The organism is Streptomyces sp. Xyl84 (genome assembly GCF_059731885.1).
The window spans coordinates 80,026-104,049 of record NZ_AP029183.1 but is presented as its reverse complement, the minus strand read 5'-3'; the positions used below and the strand labels follow the sequence as shown (position 1 = coordinate 104,049).

The following is a 24,024-nucleotide window of genomic DNA, read 5'->3' as shown; positions in this document are numbered from 1 at the left end:
CGATGCGGTCGTAGAGCGTGGTGGTGCCGTGGGTCGGGATGTAGGTGACCATGGTCTGGCGGCCGCCGGAGGTGAAGTAGTCCGCCGTGGCGAGGACGTGGCCCTGGTTGTCGTAGGCGGCGGAGACGCCCTCCGCGTCCTGGCGTACCAGGGCGTAGCCGGACTCGACGGCGCGCAGGGCCGCCTTGGCGGTGTGCGGGGCGCCGAACTCGTGCCAGTCGTGGGAGGGGACGAGCATGATGTCGGCGCGGACCCGCATCATGGCGGGGAAGTCCGCGTCGTAGCAGATGACGTTCGCCAGCCGGCCGTATGGGGTCTTCACGACGGGGACGCGGCCGTCGCCCGGCGTGTACTTCTCGGAGCCCGGGATGGGGTGGGCCTTCTGGTAGGTCCACAGCACCTTGCCGTGCGGGTCGATGAGGATCGCCTCGTTGCGGCCGTACGCGGGTGCGGTGGCGGTGTGGACGCGGACGCCGATCTCCAGGTAGACGCCCGAGCGGCGGGCCTCGGCCTGTGCGGCGGCCACGGTGGCGGCCTCGTGCGACTCCTGGGTGCGGACGGCCTCCTCGGGCCAGACGACGATCTTCGCACCGGCGGCGGCCTCGCGCCGGGTGGCGGTCAGCAGGTCGTCCTCGACGGCCGTCATCGCGGGCTGCACCTGTGTGGCGGGGGCGGTGGCGACGCCGGCCGGGGTGTCGGCGTACCGGCTCAGTACCGTCTTGAGGTGCTGCGTCACGGCCGGGTCGGGGCTCACGCCCGCGATGCGTACGGTCGGGCTCGTGGGCGGGGTGAGCGCGAGCCGGGCGCCGCCGGCGGCGAGGACGAGGGCTGGCAGGAGGGCTGCGTACAGCAGGCCGGCGCGCCACGAAGGGCGTCCCCAGCGTTCCCGGATTCCGTTGACGGCGGCAGCGACGTAACCGATCAGGAACCCGATCCCCCACGGGCCTGTCACCGAGACGAGTTGGAGGAGGGGCAGGTCGCCGTGCTGGGTGACGGCCAGGGAGCCGTAGGCCGTGCCGAACGGGGAGACCACGGTGATCAGGTACTCGGTGGCCGCCACACCGGCAGGGAAGGCCAGGGTGGCGAGCGCGGGGCGCAGGCGGCCCGCCAGGAGCCGGTCGGCCAGGTACGGCAGCGTCTGCAGGGCGGCGAGCGCGGTGGCGCCCGCGACGACCACGAAGTTGAAGCCGATCTTCGACTCCTGTACCCAGAAGCCGGCCGCGGCGGCATGCGCCGCCCAGAGCCACAGCGGTCCTGACCATGCGCGGCCAAGTCGTGCGAACCGCAGCAGGAGCACGGGGTAGAGCCAGGCCGCCGCCGCGATGTCCCACCGGCCGCCCACCGCGAACAGCATCGTCCCCGCGCCGAGGACCAGCAGGCCGTACTGCCGTAACACGTGATTCTTCGGTATCGGGTGATTCTTCACAGGGGACGACGCTAGGGAGAGGGGGTGTCGTCGCGCCTCGGCCGGTGTGGTGAACTCCGTTCACGGGCGCGGAACTTTCGGTGCCCGACCGGAGGATGATCCGCCGCGCTCCCGGGTCGTCTAGCCTGACCGACCAAGATGGTCACTGACTTGAAGGCCGCGCCACGAGCCGCGCGGCGCTGGATCGCCTGCCGACCGCAGGCGGCGGACGCCGCGCTCGGCGGTGGGCTGACGTTGTTCGACGTGGCCACCGTGATACACCGCGTCCCGGAACCCGCCGCCTGGGGCGTGGCCCTGTGGGGGGCGCAGACCGTGCCCCTGTTGTGGCGGCGGACGCACCCGTGCCTCGCGCTGGCGGCGATGACCGTCCTGTACGCGGCCTTCCAGGCGACCTCCCCGATCGCCGGGAAGGTGCCGGGCCCGTTCCTGCTCATGCTCGGCGTGTACGCCCTGGCCGGACACGTCCGTGCCCGCGTGAGCCTGCCGGGGGCGGTGCTGTGCCTCGTCTCGGCGCTCACCGCCGACGCCCTCACCGGGCACTGGCGGCAGCCGCCGAGCTTCGGTTCGCTGGAGCCGGTCAGCGCCACGACGTTCGTCTTCTCCTTCGGTCTGGCCTGGACGTTGGGGTACGGCAGACGCAGGATCGGGGCCGATGCCGACCGGCTGCGCGATCTCAACCGGCGGCTGGCCGCCGAGCAGGAGCGCAACGCCCGCCAGGCGGTGAGCGCCGAACGATCCCGTATCGCCCGTGACCTGCACGACGTGGTGGCCCACCATGTGAGCGCCATCGCCGTGCAGGCGCGGGCCGCCGAGGACGTCCTGGCCACCGGGCCGCTCCCCGACCCGGCGGTGGTGGAGGGTGTCGGACTCATCGCGCGGAGCGCCGACACCGCGCTCGTCGAGATGCGGCGACTGCTCGGGCTGCTGTCCTTCCGTGACCAGTGGCTCGCACCCGAACCGTCCCTCGGCCACCTCGGCCCGCTCCTGGACATGGCCACCGCGGCGGGCTGCCGGGTGACGAGCCGGGTGGAGCCGGAGGCGGAGAGCGCGCCGTCCCCGGGGATGCGGGTGTCGGCCTACCGGATCGTCCAGGAGGCGCTGACGAACGTCGTCAAGCACGCCGGTCCCGTGGGCGTGCGCGGCGACGCCTCGCGGCTCACCGTCGAGGTGGTGAACGGTCCGGCCGCCCCGGGCCACCAGCCCGTCCCCGGCAGCGGGCGCGGGCTGGTGGGCATGCGCGAACGCGTGGCTGCGTTCGACGGCGAGCTGACGGCCGGGGTGTGCGAGGGCGGCGGCTGGCGGCTGTACGCCGTCCTGCGGGCGCGGACGCCGCGAGCCGCAGAGGTGGCCGTATGACGGTACGGGTGCTCGTGGCTGACGACCAGGAGATGGTGCGGACCGCGCTGCGGCTGGTCATCGACCGCCGCGAGGGGCTGATGGTCGTCGGCGAGGCGGGCGACGGGGAGCAGGCGGTCGCCCGGGCGACCGAACTGCGGCCCGACGTCGTGCTGATGGACATCCGCATGCCCGGCACGACCGGTGTCGAGGCCACCCGGCGCATCACCGGCTGCTGGCCCGGACCGGGACCGGCGCCGCGGGTCCTGATCCTCACCACGTTCGACCTGGACGAGTACGTGCATGCCGCGCTGCGGGCGGGCGCCGCCGGGTTCCTGCTGAAGAACAGCCCGCCCGACCGGCTGGCCGAGGCCGTACGCGCGGTCGCGGCCGGGGAAGCCGTGCTCGCCCCGGACGTCACCCGCCGCCTGATCGACACCGTCACCGCCCTGCCCGCCGGACTGCTGCCCGGGCCTCCCCCGGCCGCCCGGCCGGACCGGACCGAGCTGTCGCGCCTGCTGACCGCCCGCGAACTGGAGGTCCTGGTACTGGTCGGGCGCGGTCTGTCCAACGCACGGATCGCCGCCGCCCTGGGCCTGAGCGAGGCCACCGTGAAGAGCCGTGTGAACCGCATCCTCACCCGCCTCGGCTTGGAGAACCGGGTGCAGGCGGCGCTACTCGTCCACGGGGACGGTCAGGCTCCGCTCGCCGGCCGGGACGGTGAGTGATCGATCTGTGTGGACCAGCAGCCACTCCGGCTCGATGTAGATGCTCAGGTACGGCATCCGTGAGGGTGACAGTGTTGCGGCGGCTCAGAACGGCGGCCAGGACGCGGTGGCGGTGGTCGAGGAAGCCGAAGCCGGGGTTGTCCGCGCCGGTTGATGTCCTTCCTCTTCTCACGCTCGGCCTCCGCCAGGATCCGGTGGCAGGGCTCCAGCTCCTCCACGAGCCGGTCGAACCGCTCACGGGACATACCGGTCAGGGCCGGATGGGGGAGGAAGAGGTGGCTTCGGCCGGTATCGGCGGTGCCTTCGCCTGTTCCGGCTCGGCCGACGGCGCCTGCTCGGGGTCGCATGAGGCCAGTCGAGTACGAGACCGTCATGACCCCACCCGCAGCTCTGGCTGCATGAACCCTGCTGTCACCCGATCATGCGGCAGTCCCCTGCGACGTACGGGAAGCATGGCGGCACCGGGGCGCTGTGCTGCAGCGACGGCAGCCGCGCCGCGTTCGCCCTGGCGCTCGACCACTGGTTCACCACGTCACCGACCGCGGGTGACCAGCGTCGCTCGCCCGCATCGAGGCCCAGACCGCGCTCGGCGCGCTGATCAGTTTCGACTGAACGTGTGGCGACCGGTGAGCCCGTTCGCAGCGGGCGGGCAGGCTGAACGGATCCCTCCAGGCAACGTGACATTGTATGCTGACTTTGCGTATGTCTGGAGGACCGGTCATGGGTCATTTGTCGTCCGGCAGTGTCATTCCCGTGCGGGAGCACCTGCGCGACCAGGTGGCCAACGCGCTGCGTGCCGCCCTCATCGCGGGCGAGCTGCGGCCCGGCGTCGTCTACTCCGCGCCCACCCTAGCTGCCGACCTCGGGGTGTCGGCCACCCCGGTGCGCGAGGCCATGCTCGACCTGACCAGGGAGGGCCTGGTCGAGGCGGTGCGCAACAAGGGCTTCCGGATCACTGAGGTGACCGAGCGCGAGCTCGACGAGTACATTGAGATCCGCGAGATGATCGAGGTTCCTACGATCGGACGCGTCACGGCCGTCGTCGGCACCGAGCAGTTGGAGCCGCTGCGCTCGCTCGCCGAGGAGATAGTCAAGGGCGCCAGGCGGCACGACCTGATCGCCTACCTGGAGGCCGACCGCCGTTTCCACCTCGGTCTGCTCGGCCTCGTCGGCAACAGGCATCTGGTCCACGTGGTGGATGACCTCCGCAAGCGCTCGCGGCTGTACGGGCTGACCGCACTGGACGTCAGCGGCCGCCTGGTGGAGTCGGCTGAGGAACACCTCGAACTGCTCGACCTGATGCTGGCCGGCGACGCCGAGGGCGCGCAGGCGTGCATGCGGCGCCACCTCGGCAACGTCCGCTCCCTGTGGGCCGGCTCTTCCCAGACGGCCCCGTCCGCCGAACTGGACCGCGGCGCGAGCTGAGGGCCCGTCGCGTCGACGGACGGTCTGACCCATGGCCTATGCCAGGGTAAGGACGATCCGGGCCGGCCAAGAGCGACCCGGCCCGTTCGAACCGCAGAGCCGTCATGCCTTCGTTCATCCGGGCCCGCGGCGCAGAAGGCCGGGACCGCGGCGGTCAGGCCCGGCGCCAGGGCCGCGGTCTTCCACGCCGCCGCCCCGCACACGTCGGTGGAGCACCTGGTGGCGTGGGGCTGCTCGGCGACTGGCCGGTGGACAAGGTCTTCGTCCTCGGCCTGCACCGGCGCTGGTCGTTGACCGGCACGGGCCACATGCTCGGCCTCGACGTCCACGACTGCGCGCTCGCCCCCACCGAGGCGTACGTGGACGGAACGCTGGAGCCGGGGACGGTACTCACGGTGGAACCTGGCCTGTAATTCCGATCCGACGACCTGTCGGTGCCGCATGAGTGCAGGGGACAGGTGTGCGGGGATCGTCAGATCGTCGGGCTGGAAGTACAGACCGGGTTCGAGGGTCAGGACGTGGCCCGGCTCCAGGACGCCGTCCAGGTAAGCACTGTTCCGGGCATCGGCGCAGTCGTGGCAGTCCAGGTCCAGCATGTGTCCGGTGCCGCAGACGGTGTAACGGCCGTACAGGGAACGCTCGTCGGGGTCGGCGCCGCCCCCAGGAGGCCAGGCCCTCGGCGACGACGCGCGTCGCGGCGTCGTGGAAGTCGCCGAACCGCGTGCCGGGCCGCAGCGCGGCGATGCCCGCGGACTGGGCCGCGTACACCAGGTCGTAGACCTGGCGCTCCGCATCGCGGCCATCCGGCGCTCGGCGACCGTCAGTTCCTCCGCCGTCACCGCGCCCGGGCTGTCCACGACGATCCGGAAGGGCTCGCCGCCGGTGTGCCGGTCCATCGTCCCGACCGGCTGCGTCCTCGTCATCCGCCTCCCACTTCCAGGTCGGCTTCGGCAGTTTGCGCGCCGGTGTTATGGGTCGGAGGGAGACAGTGCTGGGTCCCTGAGCATTGCCCATGACTTCACCTCAGTGCAATGTTACATATCGCTGCCCGCCTCCTCGGGTGGCTTCCTCTTCGCTCCCCCCACTGGAGATGCGATGCACTGTCGATCACTCCTGCCCAGAATCCTGGCCGCCGCTCTGGCGGCCGGAGGGCTCGTCATCGGCCTCACGACACCCCAGGCCGCTGCGGCCCCCGGCGTCACCAGGCCGGTCCCGTCACCAGCCGCCTCGTCACCCTCCGCGGCCGTGCTGGCGGCCAAACAGCACGGAAAGGCCACGCCGACCGGAGCCGAGACGGGTCAGTCCCAAGCCGCCGCCACGCAGGCGAAGCCGCTGCCCGCGAAGCTGCGCGGGGAGCCAGCTGCCCTGGTTTCGGCGAAGCCGCCCAAGCCGGACCTGTCAGCACCCGTGGCTCTCCATGCGGTCGGTGCCGCCCGGCCTGCCGCTGTCACGTCGTGCACCACGGCGGACTTCGCCGGCCGGTCCGGCAGCGACCTGGTGTCGTACATCAAGACGGTGGAATGGAGTGCCTGCATCAACCCGCTGTTCAGCCTGACCGGTTCGGACGCGCACGCCGTGTTCAACCAGTCGCAGATGCTCGCGGTGGCGAACGGCATCGCGAGCGCGGCGGGCTCCTACACCGGTGACGAATCCGGTGGCCTGTACGAGCTGATGTACTTCATGCGCGCCGGTTACTACGTGCAGTACGGAGACCCTCAGGACGTCGGCACGTACGACTCCACGCTCCGCACCGCCATCGAGAAAGCGTTCAACACGCTGTTCGCCAGCAGCCACGCGAACGACGTCAGTGCGGGCAACGGCGCCGTGCTGGAGCAGGCGTTCATCCTCACCGACAGCGCGCAGGTGCAGGCCGACTACCTCGACGTCTACGGCCGGTACCTCAACGCCTACACCAGCAGTTCGTGGGACGCCGTCCCGGAGATGGACCGCGCGCTGAACGCGATCTACACCCCGCTGTGGCGCGGCCCGTGGCTGTCGGACTTCGTCACCGCGATCACCGCGGATTCCCGTATTGCCGACACGCTCTACAGCTTCACCCTCAACCACCGCGACTTGCTCGGCGGGAACAACGACGTCCTCGACTCGAACGCGGGGAACGACCTGGCCGCCTTCATCCAGATACCGGCCCTGCAGAGCAAGATCCGTCCCCTCATCAAGGGTCTGCTGGACGGCTCGTCCATCACCGGTGCCACGAAGAGCCTGTGGGTGCACGTCGCCTACCGGGCCAGCACCGGGGACCCGGGCCAGTGCTCCTACTACGGCGTCTGCGACCTGACGAAGCAGCTCACCGCGGCTGCGCTGCCGATCAACAACGCATGCAGCGACTTCACCATCATGGCGCAGGCGCTGACAGCGACGGAGCAGTCCGACGTCTGCACGAGCCTGTCGAACGAGGTCGCGTTCTACCAGAATCAGGTCAAGACCACCAGGCCGATCCCCGGTGAGTACTTCAACCTGAAGATGGTCATCTTCGGGAGCAGGGCCGACTACGTGACCTACTCGTGGGCGATCTTCGGCAACGACACCAACAACGGCGGCGAGACGCTCACCGGCACGCCGACCGACCCGAACAACATCGCCTACTCCATTCTCTACCAGTGGCCGACCGACAATGGCTTCACGGCCAACGCGTGGAACCTCAACCATGAGTTCGCGCACGTCCAGCAGTCCATCTACGACATGAAGGGCGACTTCGGCACCCAGATCACCGTCCCGGACGTCTGGTGGATCGAGGGCCAGGCGGAGTACGTCTCCTACTCCTACCGCAACCGCACCGACGACGGCGCGCTGACCGAGGCGGCCAAGCACACCTACAAGCTCAGCCAACTCTTCCAGAACACCTACGCCATCGACGACGAAACGCGCACCTACCCGTGGGGTTACCTGGCCGTCCGGTACATGACCGAGAAGCACCCGGACCAGATCCAGGCCATGCTGGCCAAGATGCGGACGGGGGACTACCAGGGTGCCTACGCCGGCTACAACAACATCGGCACCAGCTACGACGCCGACTTCGATGCCTGGCTCGACGCCCTGGGCGGTGGCAGCGGCAACGGAGGCGGCTCGGCCACGGCCTGCACCGGCACCAACGCACAGGCGATGGGGCAGAACTGCTTCCGGTCGGGCCAGTCCCGGGTTGCCGGGGACACCGACTACCTGTGGATCTGGCTGCCGGCCGGCACCACCACTCTGAAGGTCACCACCAGCGGCGGCAGCGGAAATGCCGACCTCTACTACGACCCGACGACATGGGCCGGCCCCTCCACCTTCACCGAGAAGTCCACCAACTCGGGCAACACCGAGAGCATCACCGTCAGCAACACCGAGGCGGGCTACCGGTACATCAGCCTGTACGCGGTGACCGACTTCGGCGGGGTCACCGTCACCACGTCGTTCTGATCTTCCCCGGAACGACACCGACTGAATGACCAGAAGACCGTGGCCCGGTCGATCGGAGTCGACCGGGCCACGGCCCTGAGAGCTGCGAACAAAAGTGGGCCCCGGCGGGCGGTGTCCGGCGCCTTGCGAGGGCGCGTGCCGGGCGCCGGCCGCCGGGGCCCCCTTCTGTTCGCAGCTCTGAGCATGTGCCGACGCCGCACACCCCGTACGCCTACGCCCGCGTGGCCCGGTAATGGCGGGCGGCCCATGTCTGGAAGTGTGTCGCCCGGCCGATGAGTTCCTCGTAGGCGGCCAGGGCCGCGCCGAAGATCGTCAACGTGACCTCGTCGGACACGCGCTCTCGGTGCCACACCAGCACATAGCGGCACCACAGCGGTGTGCCGGCCAGCGGCTTGACGACTACACCCGGGTTCGGCTTGCAGGTGGCCTGGACCACGGAGATGCCCAGCCCGTCGGCGATCATCCGCTGCAACTGGTCCCGATCACCGAGGTACTCGTGCACGGTGGCGGGTGTGAAGCCGGCCGCCTGGAAGGCGTCGTAGCAGACGCCGGGCCAGCCCGCACCGTCGTCGGGCGTCAGGAACCAGGCGTCCCCCGCCAGATCGCGCAGCGGCACGTCCAGTTGTCCGCTCGCCGGGTGGGCGGCGGGCAGGGCCACGAAGCTGGGCTCAGTGACGATGCCGCGGCGCACCACGGCATCCGAGTGCCCCAGCTCCCGTCCGGGATAGTCGACCGCGACGGCGATGTCCAGCTTGTCGTCCTCGATCAGCCTGATGATCTCGGCTGAGGAGTACACGCTGCTCACCTGTGTGGTCAGCGCCGGCAGGACGGTGCGCGCCCGCTGTAGGAGTCCTGGCAGGATGGGCGTGTTCGTCGCGGCTATCCTCAGTACCTGATCCGTCCCGCGGCGGCCCGCGGTGGACCGGCGCCCGATCAGGTTCGCCAGCGCCACCACCTTGCGGGCCTGCACCACCACCTCGACCCCGAAGCGTGTCGGCGTCACCCCCGCACTGCCCCGGACGAAGAGGTCCTCACCCATGAGCCGCTCGATGCGCTTCAGCTGACTACTGACCGCGGGCTGCGAGCATCCCAGGACGGTGGCCGTCAGACCGAGGCTCATCGTGTCGGCGATCGTGCACAGCATCCGCAGGTGTCGGAGTTCGAGTTCCATCAGCACCCGTCCCAGGTCTCTCAAGAGTGAGCCGAGTTTACGTCCGGGCGCTGATTTTTGGGGGTTTCGGTGCAGGCGGGAGCAGGTGTGTGAAGAGCCTCGTCCCCTGGCGGCGGGGCGCCGACCGGTGGTGCTCGAAGTGACAGTGACGCCCGCTGCGGGCGGCGCGTGATCACGCCCAGACGCACTGGCGTACGACGTGGGCATGACGCGCAATCCTCCCATGATGTGCGGTATGGGAGCTTTCGTCGTCTTCGCCCTGCTTCGGCACCTGGATCGATCGGCATAATGAACGAGCCATGGTGAGGGTTGTTCGGTAAAACGATCAATAGAAGGAAGGTGGGAGCGGCGTGAGCGTTCCCGAGGGGTCGATCCGGGGCCTGCTGGCGGTCAACCTCAAGCGGATTCGGACAGGCCGCGGCTTGTCGATCTCGGAGCTGTCCCGGCGTTCGAAGATCGGCAAGGCGACGCTGTCGGAGCTTGAGTCCGGTTCGGGCAACCCGACGATCGAAACGGTGTTCAGCCTGTCGCGGGTACTGGAGGTGCCGATCTCCGACCTCGTGGACGGCAGGGCTCCCGGCGAGCTGACCGTGGTGCGGGCCGAGGAAGTGGAAGTGCTCAGCGGTGAGGGCGTCGACCTGCGCCCCCTGCAGCGGTTCGAATCGGGCGATACCGTCTTCGAAGTGTACGACCAGCAGGTGCGGGCCGGTTGCCGGCAAGAGTCGCTCGGCCATGTCGGGACCGAGCACACCATCGTGCAGGTCGGTCGGCTGGGCGTGCGGGTGGAGGGGCATGAGGTGGAGCTGGGGCCGGGGGACTACGTCGGCTTCGACGCCCTGAGGCCGCACAGTTACACGGCCCTTGAGGACGGGACCGTGCGTTCGGTGCTGCTGCTGCAGTACCAGGCGCATGAGCGGCTGCACCTGTCGGATCCCACCCTGGACACCCGCCATCCCGGACAGCGGTCGAGGCCGGGCGAAAATTCCGTGCACGGCGACCGTTGACACGTCCGTGCGTCCCTTCATAGCCTCCCTTTCGTTCGATTGAGCGAACGAGGAGGTTCGATGCGCGGGACGCGGGTCGCGGTGCTGGGTGCCGGAATCGTGGGCATCGCCTGCAGTCGCGAGCTGGCGCTGGCCGGTCTTGAGGTGACCCTCGTCGATCGCGGCGGCGCCGGCGCAGCGACCACCGCCCATGGAGAGGGCAACGTGCTGGTCTCTGACAAGGGACCCGGTCCCGAACTGGAACTCGCCCAGTTCTCCAGGCGGTTGTGGCCCGAGTTGCTGGCCGCGACGGCCGAACGGTCCGAGCGCGCGGCTCGATCGGTGGAGTGGGAGGCCAAGGGCGGCATCGTCGTCGCGACCACCGGCGCGGGCGCCCAGGAGCTGCACCGGTTCGCCGCTGCGCAGCGTGAAGCCGGAGTGAGGGCCGAGGCGCTGGACGGCGACGCGCTCGCCCGGGCCGAACCCTTCGTCACCCGTGACTGCACCGCCGCCTTGTACTACCCCGATGACGCTCAGGTGCAGCCGGCCGGCGCGGCCGCCGCCCTGCTGGCGGACGCTCTCGACGCGGGTGCGACGCTGAGGACCGGGTGCGAGGTGCTCGGGGCGACCACCCGCGGCGGCCGAATCACCGGCGTGCGCACCTCCACCGGCCTGCTCGAGGCGGATCTGTTCGTCAGCGCTGCCGGCCCGTGGGCGGGCGAGCTCACCGCCCGGCTGGGCGCACCGGTCGACATCCGGCCCCGGCGCGGCGACGTGCTGGTGACCCCCGCGCTGCCGCCGATGGTCTTCCACAAGGTCTATGACGCCGACTACGTGGGAGCGGTCGGCAGCAGCGCCGAAGACCTGCAGATCTCCACGGTGGTGGAGTCCACCCGGGCCGGCAGCGTACTGATCGGCTCCTCGCGCCGCCGGGTCGGCTTCGACGACCGGCTGCGCCCCGAAGTGCTGGCAGCGATCGCGGCAAAGGCCCTGCGGCTGTTTCCCGGCCTGGCGGATGTGACGGTCATGCGTGCCTACGGCGGCTTCAGGCCCTACGTACCCGACCACCTGCCCGTCATCGGCGCCGACCCCCGGCTTGACGGCCTCTGGCACGCGGGCGGGCACGAGGGCGCTGGAATCGGCCTGTCGGTGGGTACCGCACGGCTGCTGAGAAACCTGCTGCTCAATCAGCCGACGGACGTGGACGCGACCGCGTTCCGCGTGGACCGACCGTCCGTGCTGGGAGAAGCGGCATATCCCGTGAGTGAGGAAACGGCATGAGTCCACGACGTGTCCGGGCCGACACCGACTCCGTCGGGCGCCAGGAGAGGCCGCTGAGCATCACTGTGGACGGTGAAGCCGTGGCCGGCATCGCCGGCCAGAGCCTTGCCGGAGTGATGCTCGCAGCCGGGCGGCCGGCCTGGCGGAAAGGGCCTTCCGGTGCCGCCCGCGGAGTGTTCTGCGGCATCGGTGCCTGCTTCGACTGCCTGGTGACCGTCAACGGCATGCGCGACGTACGCGCCTGCCGCCGACGGGCCGGGGACGGCGACGTGGTGACCACCCAGTCCCGTCTGCGGGACCGAGCGATGTCACCGCAGGCGCCCACCGTGACCGGAACGGAGAAGCGGTGACAGCCCGTCACGTCGTGGTGGTCGGTGCGGGCCCTGCGGGCCTGGCCGCAGCGGAGGCGGCCCTGAGCGCCGGAGCCGAGGTGACACTGATCGACTCAGCCGAGCAGCCCGGAGGCCAGTACAACAGGATGCTGCCCGATGCCTACGGTGCCGCTCACCCGGAGCGGCTCCAACACGGATGGCGTGACTTCGACCGTCGCCGTAGCCGGGTGCTTACCCATCCACGCTGTACCTGGTCGCCGGAAACCTCGGTGTGGGCGCTGGAACGCCTCGACCCCACCGAACCCGGCCCGCCGCGCGTGCACATGCTCAGCGGCGGCCCGGCCGATGGTGGTGAGCGACGTCGCCACACGCTGGACCCCGACGCGCTGGTGCTCGCCGTGGGCGCCCACGACCGGGTGCTGCCGTTCCCTGGCTGGGAACTGCCCGGTGTGTTCACCGCGGGCGCGGCGCAGGCGCTGGCCAAGGGGGAGCGCGTGGTGGTCGGCGACCAGGTGATGGTCGCCGGCACCGGCCCGTTCCTGCTTCCCGTAGCAGCATCGCTGCTGGAAGCAGGCTCGAAGGTACTGGCCGTGCTCGAAGCCAACGTACTGGCAACCGTTGCGCGCGGCTGGGCACGACGTCCCTGGGAACTGGCAGCCCAGGCAGGGAAAACCTCCGAGCTCATCGACTACACCACGGCACTGACCCGCCACCGGGTGCCCTACCGCACGGGTCGTGCAGTCGTCGAGGCACGCGGCGAGGGCCGCGTGGAAGAGGTCGTCACCGCACGGCTGAGCGCCGACTGGTCAGTGGTGCCGGGCAGTGAACGCACCACCGCGGTCGACGCGGTGTGTGTCACCCACGGCTTCAGCCCGCAGTTGGAGCTGCCCCTGGCCGCCGGCTGTGCGCTGTCCCGCACACCGGCCGGTGAGTTCGTGGCCGTGGACGACGACCAGTGCACCAGCTGCACCGGCGTCTACGCCGCCGGCGAGATCACCGGTATCGCGGGCGCCCCGGCCGCACGGGCGGAGGGCGCGCTCGCCGGATGGCTCGCCGCCGGCGGCGCCCCGTCCGCTCCGACGCTGCGTGCCGTGCGCCGCGGCCGGGACCAGGGCCGCGCCTTCGCCGACCGGCTGGCCCGAGCACACCCGATCGGCACCGCCTGGCCGGGGTGGCTGCGGCCCCAGACCGTCGTGTGCCGCTGCGAGGAAGCCGATTACGCGTCGATCTGCCGTGCCGTCACCGACCCCGCCAGCGCGGCTGCACGAGTCACCAGACTGGAGACCCGGGCCGGCCTCGGCCCGTGCCAGGGCCGCATGTGCGGTCCCACGATCGTCGACCTCACGGCACGACTGAACGACGCATCCCCCGACCGCTGGTACGAGGGACTGTCACCGGCCAGCCCGCACCGCAGGCCGATCGCCCAGCCGATCCGGCTCGGAGAACTGGCCGGCCTTCCCGCACCCACCCCTGTTTCCTCTGCGAAGGAGAGCAACTCATGAGCGACACCAAGAAGCAGAAAGTCTCTCTCGGCGGCGTTGTGGTGGCCACCGCGCTGCCCTACCGCGAGGACACCTCCGCCCCGGCCGGCCTGGCCGTCGACTACGACCGCTACGCCGAGCACTGCCGCTGGCTGGTCGACAACGGCTGCCACGGCGTCGGCCCGAACGGCTCGCTGGGCGAGTACTCCTCCCTGACCGACGAGGAGCGCCGCAGGGTGGCCCGTACCGCCGTCGAGGCGGTCGGCGACTCGGGGACCGTGGTCGTCGGAGTGCACGGCGTCGGCTCGCACCAGGCCCGGCACTGGGCCGAGATCGCGGCCGAGGACGGCGCCGACGGCGTGCTGTGCCTGCCGCCGACCATGTACCGCGCCAACCGCGGTGAGATCCTGGCGCACTTCGAGGCCGTGGCGTCCGTCGGCCTGCCGGTGATGGTCTACAACAACCCCATCGACACCAAGGTCGACCTGGCCCCTGACCTGCTGGCCGAGATCTCCTGGATCGACAACGTCGTCGCGGTGAAGGAGTTCTCCGGTGACGTCCGGCGCGTCCTGGAGATCCGGGAGCAGGCGCCCGGCCTGGAGGTGATCAGCGGCGCCGACGACGTCGTACTGGAGAGCCTGCTGATGGGCGCCACCGGCTGGTTCGCCGGCTTCCCGAACGTCTTCCCGGCGGAGTCGGTCCGCCTGTACGACCTGGCGGTGGCCGGCAAGGTGGAGGAGGCCCGCGCCCTGTACGAACCGCTGGTCGCGGCCTTCCGCTGGGACTCGCGCACCGAGTTCGTCCAGGCCATCAAGCTCGGCATGGAGCAGGTCGGCCGCTACGGCGGCCCCTGCCGCCCGCCGCGCGGCCCGCTGACGGCGCGGATGCGCGAGCAGGTCCAGGCCGACATGGCCCGCGCCATCGGCAGCCTCGCCCAGCAGGCCGGCTGATGCGGTCCGTCCGTACGATCAGCGCCGTCGACTCGCACACCGAAGGCATGCTCACCCGCGTCGTGACCGGGGGCGTGGGGCCGGTACCGGGCGACACCATGGCCGAGCGGCGCCGCCACGCCGTGGAGCACCTGGACGGCCTGCGCCGCTTCCTGGTCGACGAGCCGCGCGGCCACGCCGCCATGAGCGGCGCGATCCTCCAACCGCCGACCCGCCCGGATGCCGATTGGGGGGTGCTGTACATCGAGGTCAGCGGCTTCCTGCCGATGTGCGGGCACGGCACGATCGGGGTGGCCACGGTCCTGGTGGAGGCCGGGATGGTGCCGGTCACGGAGCCGGAGACCACCGTGCGCCTGGACACGCCGGCGGGACTGGTCGAGGCGCGGGTCACGGTCCGCGACGGCTGCGCCGAGAAGGTCACCCTGCGCAATGTGGACGCCTTCGCCCTCGAACTCGACGCCACGGTGAAGGTGCCCGGCCTCGGCGACGTCCGCTACGACATGGCATACGGCGGCAACTTCTACGCCATCGTCGAACTCGACCAGCTCGGCCTGCCGTTCGACCGGTCCCACAAGGACGAGATCCTCGCCGCCGGTCTCGCCGTCATGCGGGCGGTGAACGAGCAGCGCCGGCCGGCGCATCCGGCGGACCCGCTCATCTCCGGCTGCAAGCACGTGCAGTTCCTGGCGCCGGACTCCACCGCCCGGCACTCCCGCAACGCCATGGCCATCCATCCCGGCTGGTTCGACCGCTCACCGTGCGGCACGGGCACCTCGGCGCGGATGGCGCAGCTGAACGCGCGAGGCGAACTCCCCCTGCACACCGAGTTCGTCAACGAGTCGTTCATCGGTACCCGGTTCACCGGCCGGCTGGTCGACAGCACCGAGGTGGGCGGCCTGGCCGCAGTCGTCCCCGAGTTCTCCGGCCGCGCCTGGATCACCGGCACCGCGAGCTACCTGCTCGACCCCACGGATCCCTTCCCGCACGGGTTCGTGCTGTAGGACCGTCGCCCCAGCGAACGGTGCCTACCGGCGGCGCCGCTCGCCGGGCGGTTCATCACCTGCCCGCAGGCCGGACTTCCTCCGCAATCGCCTGCCGACGGGTGTCCCCACGGCCTGCCTTCGACGCGCCGCAGCGTGACGTGCCCGGGCTGAAGCTGCCTTCCAGCCCCATCTGGCCCGTGCTCCTGGCCAAGACCGCCGACACCACCCCCGTTCGTCCTCACCGGGAGGGACCCTCATGTCCCGCACAACACCAGCCGAACCGCGCTGCCAAGTCTCTGCCGGTCAGGAGTTGTTCTCCCGCTCCGGTAGAGATGCTGTGCAGGCACAGCCGGACGGCCACCGGTTCCGGGCCGGGGCGGCCGTCACAGCCATCCGTTGCGCTGGGCCTGCAGGGCGAGTTGGAAGCGGTTCGCGGCGCCCAGCCGGGCCATCAGGACCTCCAGGCGGCGGAACAGCGTACGGCGGCTGATGCCCAGCTCGCGGGAGATGACGCCGTCGCTCGTGCCGCTGGCCAGGAGCCACAGCAGACGGCGGTCGGCGGGAGACAGACCGACCGGGCGGGCCGTGCCGCCCTTGAAGGGCAGAGCGTGCTGCCACGACTGCTCGAACAGCGCGATGAGGGCGGAGAGCAGACCGCACGGCTGTACGACCAGCATGGTGTTGTGCACGTCGACCTCTTTGATCGACAGCGACACCAGAGCGTACGCCTCGTCGATGATCAAGAGTTTGACGGGGACGGATGACAGCACCCTGGCCTGCTCACCGGCGTCGATGCACGGTTCGATGACGTGTTTGAGATGGCCCGGGCGTTCCAGCGACTCGCGGGAGTACACGACGCGTTGTTCGACCCCGCGGGCCAGCGTGGCCAGTGCGTCCTCCATGGCACTGGCCACGGGGAAGTAAGGGGGCGACTCGAGCTGCCGGATCTGGTGGCGGGCGCTGGCCCAGGCTCGGCGCATCCTGGGTCCGATGGCGTCGCCGGTGACGATCTCGACGAGGTGGTCGTTGGGGGCAGCGAGCCGCTGGCGCCGGAACGCATCGAAGGCGCCCGCGACCGCGATACGGGAATGCTCGACCTCTGCCGCACGGCGCCGGGCGAGCACTTCGAGACCCGCCGCCGGTGCCACCGGCGCCACCACGTCTTCATCCCTCTCGGCGGCATCGGCCAGGCCGGCGTCGACGAGCTCCTGGTACGCCGCGGACAAACCCGGACCGTCCAGACCGGCCGCCGAGGCGATGTCGCTCAGCGGCGCGGGAGCCAGTTCCAGCAGGGTGAGATAGACCCGGGCCGCCGCCTGACCGATACCCAGGAGCCGCAGTGCATCGCCGAGATTCGCGTTCGTCACGAGTCGCATTATCGGGGGAGCGCAGCCAGTCGGGCCTGGCCGATCTGTGCCAGTGGCACCACTGGGCATCATACGTGGGTGCCGCGGGATAGCGTCGCCTGGTGCTGCGGCCGGGAAGGTTCGCCGAAAAGCTCGCGGCGTCCGGTGCTGGGGGTACCGGTGCTGGGGGTACCTCCCACGCCCTTCAGGCAGTGGGGGAGCATCGAAAGGCGGAGCATCCCCCGCGTACTTGGATGTACTCGGGTGTGATGCGACAACGCGGCTGGGGGCTCCCTGCTCGAAGAGCTTGGGGGAGCCGTGCCGGGCGTCGCGAGCCGCGGTGAACCCTTCCGGTCACAGCACTCTAGGCCCTGTCGTCGGCACGCGGCGGCAGGTGACTCCCAGGAAGGCGGACGCAGTGGCGAAAGGCCGTAAGAACGGCTTGTACTCAGGGATCTCAGAGGAACTGTCCGCGTTGATGCGGACGGGGTGGGCCGACACCGAGAGGCGCGAGCTGACGCTCCACGAGCAGGCCCCGTACGCGGCCGTGCGCCGGGCCGCGCTCTCCGCGCGCTTCCCGGGTGAACGGCTCGTGATCCCTTCGGGGAACCTCAAGATCCGTTCGAACGACGACACCTATCCGTTCCGGCCGTACTCAGGTTATGTGCACATGACCGGTGACCAGGCCCGGGACAGTGCTCTTGTCCTCGAACCCCGTGACGACAGCGGCCACGACGCCTACTGCTACCGACTCCCGCGAGACAGCAGGGACAGCAACGAGTTCTGGACCGGTGCCACAGCAGAGCTGTGGATGGGCCGGCGCCGCTCCCTCGCCGAGGCGGAGCGTGTGCTCGGCCTGCCGTGCCGGGACGTGCGCACAGCGGCTGACGAGCTGGCAGCCGCCTCCGGCACGCCGACCCGCATCGTCCGCGGCATCGACCCGTCACTCGAGGCCGCAGTCACCACCGAGGCGGAGCGGGACGCGCGGCTGGAAGAGGCCCTCAGCGATCTGCGCGTCGTGAAGGACGAGTGGGAGATCAAGGAGATCCGCGCGGCTGTGGACTCCACGATACGCGGATTCACTGACGTCGTCGGTGAGCTGTCACGGGCGATCGCGTCGTCCGAGCGGTGGATCGAGGGCACCTTCTTCCGCCGTGCCCGCCTTGAGGGCAACGCCGTCGGCTACGGCACGATCTGCGCCGCGGGCGAGCACGCCACGATCATGCACTGGACCGACAACGACGGACCGGTGCGCCCCGGGGAACTGCTCCTGCTCGATGCGGGCGTCGAGTCGCGCACCCTGTACACCGCCGACGTCACACGCACTCTGCCGATCGGCGGTACCTTCACTCCCGTCCAGCGCAGGGTCTACGACGCGGTGTACGAGGCACAGGAGGCGGGCATCGCGGCCGTGAAACCGGGCGCTGCGTATCAGGACTTTCATGTGGCGGCCCAGCGTTCCCTGGCAGCGCGGCTGGTCGAGTGGGGCTTCATCGAAGGGCCTGCCGACCGCGCGTACGAGCTGGGCCTCCAGCGCCGTTTCACGGTGGCCGGTACCGGTCACATGCTCGGTCTGGACGTCCACGACTGCGCGCAGGCCCGCACCGAGGAGTACGTTGACGGCGTACTGGAACCGGGCATGGTGCTCACCGTCGAACCCGGCCTGTACTTTCAGCCGGACGACCTGACCGTTCCTCGGGAATGGCGCGGGATCGGCGTACGCATCGAGGACGACCTGCTCGTCACCACCGATGGTCACGAGAATCTGTCCGCGGCCCTGCCGCGGTCTGCGGATGAGGTCGAGGCGTGGATGGCCCGGTTCGCGGGCTGAGCACATCGAGAACCGCGCCCGATGCAGGGCCGCCCTCCGCGGCCCTGCCCTCGCACGACCGCGAGCTCACCCCCTCACTCGAGAGCGAGCGGACGAGCCGACCGGTGTGACCGCGGCTACGGCCACTGCGGCGACTGGGATCCGGTCTCCCCGCCCGGCACCACGGCTCATGTACGGAGTCCAGCGGGAACGCCGTGCTGGACTGTACGGCCGCAGGGGCCGTCGTGATGCCTTCGGCAGCCGGGGCAGCGGTCGCGGGAGCGGCCGATCCTGCCGCTGCCCGTCCGCTGCCCGCCCCGGTCACCGCCCGCCGCCGGCGGCTGCGCGTCGCTCGGCCCCGCGCGACCGTCCACCTCAAGGAGTCGGGCCTGCACCAGTCGCGGGTCTGAGTCCTGGGGCGGGCGCGCCGGGCTCAGGACCGGGCGAAGACGCGCCGCCCGCCCACGAACGTCTGCTCCACCCGCGTCGCCCCGATCTCCTCGGGCGGCCCGGCGAACGGGTCACGGTCGAGTACCACCAGATCCGCCAGGTGCCCGGCCGTGACCGTGCCCGTGCGGTCGTCGAGCCCGTTCACGTACGCGCTGCCCGCCGTGTACGCGGCGAGCGCGTCCCCGAGGCCGATCCGCTGCTCCGGCAGGAACACCTCCGTCCCCTCCGGGGCGTCCGGCAGCACCCGGTTGACCGCCACGTGGATGCCCTCGATCGGGTCCGGACTGCTCACCGGCCAGTCGCTGCCCGCCGCCAGCGTCGCCCCCGACCGCAGCAGCGCCCCGAACGGGTACTGCCACGCCGCCCGCTCCGCTCCGAGGAACGGGATGGTCAGCTCGTCCATCTGCGGCTCGTGCGCCGCCCACAGCGGCTGCATGTTCGCGCTCGCGCCCAGCTCCCGGAACCGGCCGATGTCATCGGGGTGCACGACCTGGAGGTGCGCGAGGTGCGGCCGGGTGTCGGTGCGCCCGTTCGCCGCGCGCGCCGCCTCCACCGCGTCCAGCGCCTCCCGCACGGCCCGGTCGCCGAGCGCGTGGAAGTGCACCTGGAAGCCGTGCGCGTCGAGCGCGGTGACGTACTCCTTCAGCTCCTTCGGCGGTACGAAGCTGATGCCGCTGTTGTCGGAGGCGCAGCCGCAGCCGTCGAGGTACGGGCCGAGCAGGGCGGCCGTGCCGTTCTCCGCGACACCGTCCTGCATGATCTTCACGCTCGTGCAGCGCAGTCGGCCCCGCGTCCCGGCCGCACGCCGCGCCAGCAGCTCCTCGATCTGCTCGGTGCCGCGCGCCCGGTCCCACCACAGCGCGCCGACCACCCGCGCGGTCAGCCGGCCGTCGTCCGCACAGGCGAGGTAGGCGTCGGTCGGATCGGTGAGGTTCGCGTGCTCGCCGAGCAGCGCGTCCTGCCAGGCCGTGATGCCGAGCGAGTGCAGCAGTTCCTGGGCGCGCAGCAAGCCCTCGACCAGCTCGGCGCGGGTGACCGGCGGCAGCAGGCGCCCGACGAGGTTCGCGGCGCCTTCCTGAAGCATGCCGGTGGGCCGTCCGTCGGCGTCGCGTTCGATGCGTCCGTCGGCCGGGTCGGGGGTACGGGCGTCGATCCCGGCTCGCTCCAGGGCCAGGGAGTTGACCCAGGCGCCGTGGTGGTCGCGGTTGACCAGATACACCGGCCGGTCCGGCACCAGCGCGTCCAGCTCGGCGGCGGTGGGCAGCCCGCCGGGGAACGCCTCCATCGCCCAGCCGCCGCCCGTGATCCACTCGGCGTCGGCGTGCTCACGGGCGTACGCGGCGATCCGCTCCCGGTACGCGGCGAGCGTCGTGTGGCCGCTCAGGTCGCACTGGCCCAGTTCCATCCCTCCGCCGACCGGATGAACGTGCGCGTCCTGGAACCCGGGGATCAGCAACTTGCCCGCCAGGGACACGACTTCGGTGCGCGGGCCGATCAGGTCCCGGACCTCGTCGTGGCCGACGGCGACGATGCGCTCCCCGCGTACGGCCACCGACGTGGCGCGAAAGCGGGCAGGTGAACCGGTGTGGACCGGACCGCCGGTCAGGACGAGATCGGCGGGTGCGGTGTCGGTCATGCTGGTGCAACTCCTCGTACAGGTGCGGTGGTTGTAGCGGTCGAAGGGGCGGACGAGGGGCCCGTCCCGGTCAAGGGGCGTCGGCTCCGGCGAGGACGATCGCGTCGGCGTCCGTACCGCGCCCGGTGGTGAAGTAAGGGGAGCGACGCCGGTACTTGGCGTACGCCGCCATGGCGAGCCCGGAGACGACGATCGCGAGCGGCAGCGCCAGCATGAACCAGCCGTTGTCCGGGCTCAGTGTGAACCCGTCGCTCATCGTCGCGTAGTCCCGCCCGAGATACGCGCCGATGCCCAGCAGCGCGAGCCCGCTCACCCCGGGGGCGACGACCGCCCGTAGCGCCTCGCGCGGCGCCGTCCGCACCAGCGCGCGGAAGCGGACCGCGCAGGCCAGCGCGGTCAGCCCGTAGTACAGGGCGACGACCAGGCCGATGGAGTTCACGGCCGCGAGGATCATCTCGTTCAGCTTCGGGATCGCGAGCGCCAGCAGCGCGAGGCCCGCCGAGATCGACGTGACGAGGACCGTGCCGAGCGCGGGCGAGCCGTAGCGCGGGCTGATCCGGGTCCACGCCTGGCCCATCGTGCGGTCCCGGCCCATCGCGAGCAGGCCGCGCGCCGTCGGGATGACGCTGGACTGGAGCGAGGCGACCGCCGAGAACAGCAGCGCGAGCAGCGGCAGGCTCGCCCACGGCTCGTCCGCGAGCTTCGCGCCCAGGTACGTGAGCGCCTGCGGGCCCTGCTCGATCAGCTCGGGCAGGGACATCTCCCGCTGGAACGCCACCGACCCGTACAGGAACAGCGCCAGCATCGTGAACAGCGCGATGAACCCGCCGCGTCCCGCGTCCCGCACGTCCTCGGTCTCCTCGGTGACGCTGAACGCCGCGTCCCAGCCCCAGAAGAAGAACACCGCGAGGACGAGACCCTGCGCGAAGCCGGTGCCGTCGTGCACGGCGAACGGGTTCAGCCACGCCCAGGAGAACGCGTGCGAGCCGGTGCCCAGTGCCCAGCCGCAGAACCCGAGCAGCACCGCGTACTCGAAGACCAGCAGCCACGTCTGGAGGCGGGTCGCCTTGCGGATGCCGGTGACCGCCGTGACCGTCACCGCCGCGAGCACGACCAGGCCCACGACCGTGGACAGCGCCGTCGAGTTCGGGTCGAGCCGCAGTCCCGCCACCGAGGTGAGACGGGCCTTGTTCGCGAACTGGAGGAACACCGAACCGGTCACGGCCGTCGTGTACGCCATGAAGATCAGGGTGCCGACCAGCGTGACCCAGCCCGTCAGGAAGCCCAGCCACGGCCCGAGCGAACGCCCGACCCAGACATAGCCGCTGCCCATGTTCTGCTCGTCGCGGTTCAGCCGCGCGTACGCGGTCGCGATGCCCAGGATCGGGACGAACGCGACCAGCAGGATCGCCGGCGCCTGAAGACCGACCGTCGCCGCCAGCGAGCCCATCCCGATGCCGATGCTGGTGGTCGCGGCGGTGCTGGAGGCGGCGACCGCGACGCCGTCCACGACACCGAGGGAACGGCGCAGAGCTGGGGGTTCGCTTCTCATAGGCAGGCTCCTGAGACCGGAGAAGGGGAGGTGCGGGGAAGGAGGCTGCGATCAAACCGGCCTTGTCAGCAATGCGTCAATGGTGTTGACATAAGCGCGGCGCCGGACGGCGTCGTGGTGACGGAGAAGGGCGGGCGGGCATGGGCGAGGGACGGGTCCCGGCGGAGCGCAGACGGCGCAGGCCGACGCGCTCGGGCGTGCTGCTGTCCGAGGACGTGATCGTGGACTGCGCGCTGCGCCTCGTCGGACAGCACGGGCCCGACGCACTCAGCGTGCGCAGGCTCGGCGCGGCCCTCGGCTGCGACCCGAGCGCCCTGTACCGGTACTTCCACAACACCGACGACCTGCTGCTCGCCGTCGCCGACCGGATCATCGGCGATGCCATGGCCGGCTTCGAGCCCGAGGGCGTCGCGTGGCACGAGGGGCTGCGGGAGATGGGGCTGCGCATCCACCGCGGGTACCGGACGCATCCGCGGGTCGCCGCACTGGCGGCGTTCCGGGTGACCCGGCGTCCGCATGAGTTCCGGGCCGTCGACACCGGGATCGGGCTGCTGCTGCGGGCCGGGTTCGCGCCCGCGGACGCCGTGCGGTGGTACGCCGTGTTCGTCGACACCGTGCTGGGGCATGCGGCCCTGGACGCGGCGTACGTGGCTCTGCCGCAGGAGAAGCGGGCGGCGGACGATCTCGCGTGGGGGGCGGTGTACGCGGGGCTGCCTGAGCGGGAGCATCCGCACGTTGCGGCGGTTCGGCCGTATCTTTCGCAGATGGCGGGGAGTTCGTTCGTGGGGGCGCTGGATCTGCTGATCGAAGCGCTGCGCGCTGCCGCGCGGTAGGGGGATCCTCAGCGGGCGGTGCGCCGCGGGGTGCCTGTACCGTGGCCCCTTGGTCGTCCACCGCGACAATGCCCTGTCAGGCGCCGACCGCCGCGGCGTTCTCGTCGACGAGGGCTCGCACCCAGTCGAGGAACGCCCGGACCTGCGGACCGGGCAGGGACAGTGCGGCGGCGCGAGGACGTTCGAAGCTGCGGACCGCGGCCTCGATCAGCGGGCGGAAGTCCTCCTCCGCGGCGGCGACTTGCCCGGCCGCGTCGCGTTTGGCGAACCAGCGGCCGGTGCGGCAGTAGACCACGGAGCGGCAGCCGTTGAGGACCCGGTTGTCGGCGAGATGCCCCTCACCGTCGCCGTGCTCGCGCACCGAGGCCCGGATCGCGGTGTACAGGTCCGTCGGCCGGGGCGCCGCGATCACCTCCGATGCGGGCGGCCCGTACAGCGCGATCCCGTCCTGATGGGCCACGGAGCGGTCGATGACGTACCAGAACGACGGTGCCCCGGCCGTTTCGAAGGCGGTCCGGCCCGGCAGCTGAGCGCCAGTGTTGAGATCCAGCAGGTAGCCGGCCTCCCCGGACGGGACACGGGCGAAGTCCGCCGCGTAGACGACCAGTTCCAGCCCCGCCGCCGGGCACGGCAGCCGCCGGTGATCGAGAGCGTCGGCCAGTGCCCGCAGGACCGCGGCCGGAGGCGGGCCCTCTACGACGACCGTGACGTCGATGTCACTGCGGCCGTGCCAGTAGTCGCCGAGTGCGAGGGAACCGACCGCGACCACCCCGGTCAGCCGGGAGCCGCACACCGCGCGCGTGCGGCGTACGAGCTCCGTCAGGTAGGGCCGCACCTCGGCTGGAACGGCACGGAACATCTCGGTTTTGGTGCCCATCCGGC

18 protein-coding genes and 4 pseudogenes are annotated in these 24,024 nt (G+C 71.0%); 14 read left to right on the top strand and 8 right to left on the bottom strand.

Annotated features, from left to right (window positions below; translation table 11 throughout):
* Nucleotides 1–76: 76 nt before the first annotated feature.
* Nucleotides 77–1,354, bottom strand: a pseudogene (locus AC6I72_RS32090) (nitrilase-related carbon-nitrogen hydrolase); the annotation flags it as partial.
* A gap of 210 nt (nt 1,355–1,564) precedes the next feature.
* Here AC6I72_RS32090 and AC6I72_RS32085 point away from each other — a divergent pair.
* Both AC6I72_RS32085 and AC6I72_RS32080 read left to right on the top strand, forming a co-directional pair.
* Entirely contained in the window at nt 1,565–2,782 is a 1,218-nt protein-coding gene (locus tag AC6I72_RS32085; RefSeq protein ID WP_498004973.1) for a sensor histidine kinase, read from the top strand.
* Nucleotides 2,779–3,489 (top strand): response regulator transcription factor, encoded by a 711-nt coding sequence (locus AC6I72_RS32080; RefSeq protein ID WP_498004972.1) that lies wholly within the window; start codon nt 2,779–2,781, stop codon nt 3,487–3,489. Before AC6I72_RS32085 ends, AC6I72_RS32080 begins: the two co-directional genes overlap by 4 nt.
* Nucleotides 3,490–3,547: 58 nt before the next feature.
* Here AC6I72_RS32080 and AC6I72_RS32075 read toward each other — a convergent pair.
* A pseudogene (locus tag AC6I72_RS32075) lies at nt 3,548–3,817 on the bottom strand (ISAzo13 family transposase); the annotation flags it as partial.
* A 392-nt stretch (nt 3,818–4,209) separates the two neighbouring features.
* Between AC6I72_RS32075 and AC6I72_RS32070 the strand changes: the two are divergent.
* Both AC6I72_RS32070 and AC6I72_RS32065 read left to right on the top strand, forming a co-directional pair.
* Entirely contained in the window at nt 4,210–4,914 is a 705-nt protein-coding gene (locus AC6I72_RS32070) for a GntR family transcriptional regulator (RefSeq protein ID WP_498004971.1), read from the top strand.
* A gap of 129 nt (nt 4,915–5,043) precedes the next feature.
* Nucleotides 5,044–5,324, top strand: a pseudogene (locus AC6I72_RS32065) (M24 family metallopeptidase); the annotation flags it as partial.
* A 54-nt stretch (nt 5,325–5,378) separates the two neighbouring features.
* On the opposite strand, the pseudogene AC6I72_RS32060 reads toward AC6I72_RS32065, so the two are convergent.
* Nucleotides 5,379–5,703 (bottom strand): annotated as a pseudogene (locus AC6I72_RS32060) (M24 family metallopeptidase); the annotation flags it as partial.
* A 618-nt stretch (nt 5,704–6,321) separates the two neighbouring features.
* Here AC6I72_RS32060 and AC6I72_RS32055 point away from each other — a divergent pair.
* Nucleotides 6,322–8,334, top strand: coding sequence for a M9 family metallopeptidase (locus AC6I72_RS32055; protein WP_498004970.1), 2,013 nt, complete (start codon nt 6,322–6,324; stop codon nt 8,332–8,334).
* 211 nt (nt 8,335–8,545) lie between these two features.
* On the opposite strand, the gene AC6I72_RS32050 is transcribed toward AC6I72_RS32055, so the two are convergent.
* The gene (locus tag AC6I72_RS32050; protein WP_498006402.1) at nt 8,546–9,505 is read right to left on the bottom strand and encodes a LysR family transcriptional regulator; all 960 of its coding nucleotides are present in this window, start codon (nt 9,503–9,505) and stop codon (nt 8,546–8,548) included.
* 350 nt (nt 9,506–9,855) lie between these two features.
* On the opposite strand from AC6I72_RS32050, the gene AC6I72_RS32045 reads away from it, so the two are divergent.
* From AC6I72_RS32045 to AC6I72_RS32020, 6 genes are read left to right on the top strand one after another with little or no spacing between them, the layout of a single operon-like run.
* Entirely contained in the window at nt 9,856–10,509 is a 654-nt protein-coding gene (locus AC6I72_RS32045; RefSeq protein WP_498004969.1) for a helix-turn-helix domain-containing protein, read from the top strand.
* Nucleotides 10,510–10,569: 60 nt separating this feature from the next.
* Nucleotides 10,570–11,769, top strand: a complete 1,200-nt coding sequence (locus AC6I72_RS32040) for an NAD(P)/FAD-dependent oxidoreductase (RefSeq protein WP_498004968.1) — start codon at nt 10,570–10,572, stop codon at nt 11,767–11,769.
* A complete protein-coding gene (locus AC6I72_RS32035) occupies nt 11,766–12,119 on the top strand; it encodes a (2Fe-2S)-binding protein (protein ID WP_498004967.1) in 354 nt (117 codons plus the stop codon). The genes AC6I72_RS32040 and AC6I72_RS32035 overlap by 4 nt, the downstream gene beginning before the upstream one ends.
* The gene (locus AC6I72_RS32030) at nt 12,116–13,603 is read left to right on the top strand and encodes an FAD-dependent oxidoreductase (protein WP_498004966.1); all 1,488 of its coding nucleotides are present in this window, start codon (nt 12,116–12,118) and stop codon (nt 13,601–13,603) included. Before AC6I72_RS32035 ends, AC6I72_RS32030 begins: the two co-directional genes overlap by 4 nt.
* Nucleotides 13,600–14,532, top strand: a complete 933-nt coding sequence (locus tag AC6I72_RS32025; RefSeq protein WP_498004965.1) for a dihydrodipicolinate synthase family protein — start codon at nt 13,600–13,602, stop codon at nt 14,530–14,532. The genes AC6I72_RS32030 and AC6I72_RS32025 overlap by 4 nt, the downstream gene beginning before the upstream one ends.
* On the top strand, nt 14,532–15,533 hold the full coding sequence (locus AC6I72_RS32020; RefSeq protein ID WP_498004964.1) for a proline racemase family protein: 1,002 nt from the start codon (nt 14,532–14,534) through the stop codon (nt 15,531–15,533). The genes AC6I72_RS32025 and AC6I72_RS32020 overlap by 1 nt, the downstream gene beginning before the upstream one ends.
* Nucleotides 15,534–15,898: 365 nt before the next feature.
* Here AC6I72_RS32020 and AC6I72_RS32015 read toward each other — a convergent pair whose 3' ends face one another.
* Nucleotides 15,899–16,891: a helix-turn-helix transcriptional regulator gene (locus AC6I72_RS32015; RefSeq protein WP_498004963.1), complete on the bottom strand. Its 993-nt coding sequence runs from the start codon at nt 16,889–16,891 to the stop codon at nt 15,899–15,901.
* 388 nt (nt 16,892–17,279) lie between these two features.
* Between AC6I72_RS32015 and AC6I72_RS32010 the strand changes: the two genes are divergently transcribed.
* Nucleotides 17,280–18,692, top strand: a complete 1,413-nt coding sequence (locus AC6I72_RS32010) for an aminopeptidase P family protein (protein WP_498004962.1) — start codon at nt 17,280–17,282, stop codon at nt 18,690–18,692.
* A 227-nt stretch (nt 18,693–18,919) separates the two neighbouring features.
* Nucleotides 18,920–19,081, top strand: a complete 162-nt coding sequence (locus AC6I72_RS32005) for a hypothetical protein (RefSeq protein ID WP_498004961.1) — start codon at nt 18,920–18,922, stop codon at nt 19,079–19,081.
* A 23-nt stretch (nt 19,082–19,104) separates the two neighbouring features.
* On the opposite strand, the gene AC6I72_RS32000 is transcribed toward AC6I72_RS32005, so the two are convergent.
* A complete protein-coding gene (locus AC6I72_RS32000) occupies nt 19,105–20,757 on the bottom strand; it encodes an amidohydrolase (protein WP_498004960.1) in 1,653 nt (550 codons plus the stop codon).
* Nucleotides 20,758–20,827: 70 nt separating this feature from the next.
* On the bottom strand, nt 20,828–22,309 hold the full coding sequence (locus tag AC6I72_RS31995) for an APC family permease (protein WP_498004959.1): 1,482 nt from the start codon (nt 22,307–22,309) through the stop codon (nt 20,828–20,830).
* Between the two features lie 140 nt (nt 22,310–22,449).
* Here AC6I72_RS31995 and AC6I72_RS31990 point away from each other — a divergent pair, with 140 nt between their 5' ends.
* Complete coding sequence (locus AC6I72_RS31990) at nt 22,450–23,142, top strand: TetR/AcrR family transcriptional regulator (protein ID WP_498004958.1); 693 nt, start codon at nt 22,450–22,452, stop codon at nt 23,140–23,142.
* Nucleotides 23,143–23,218: 76 nt separating this feature from the next.
* Here AC6I72_RS31990 and AC6I72_RS31985 read toward each other — a convergent pair whose 3' ends face one another.
* Nucleotides 23,219–24,019: an aminoglycoside adenylyltransferase domain-containing protein gene (locus AC6I72_RS31985; RefSeq protein WP_498004957.1), complete on the bottom strand. Its 801-nt coding sequence runs from the start codon at nt 24,017–24,019 to the stop codon at nt 23,219–23,221.
* Between the last annotated feature and the right edge of the window lie 5 nt (nt 24,020–24,024).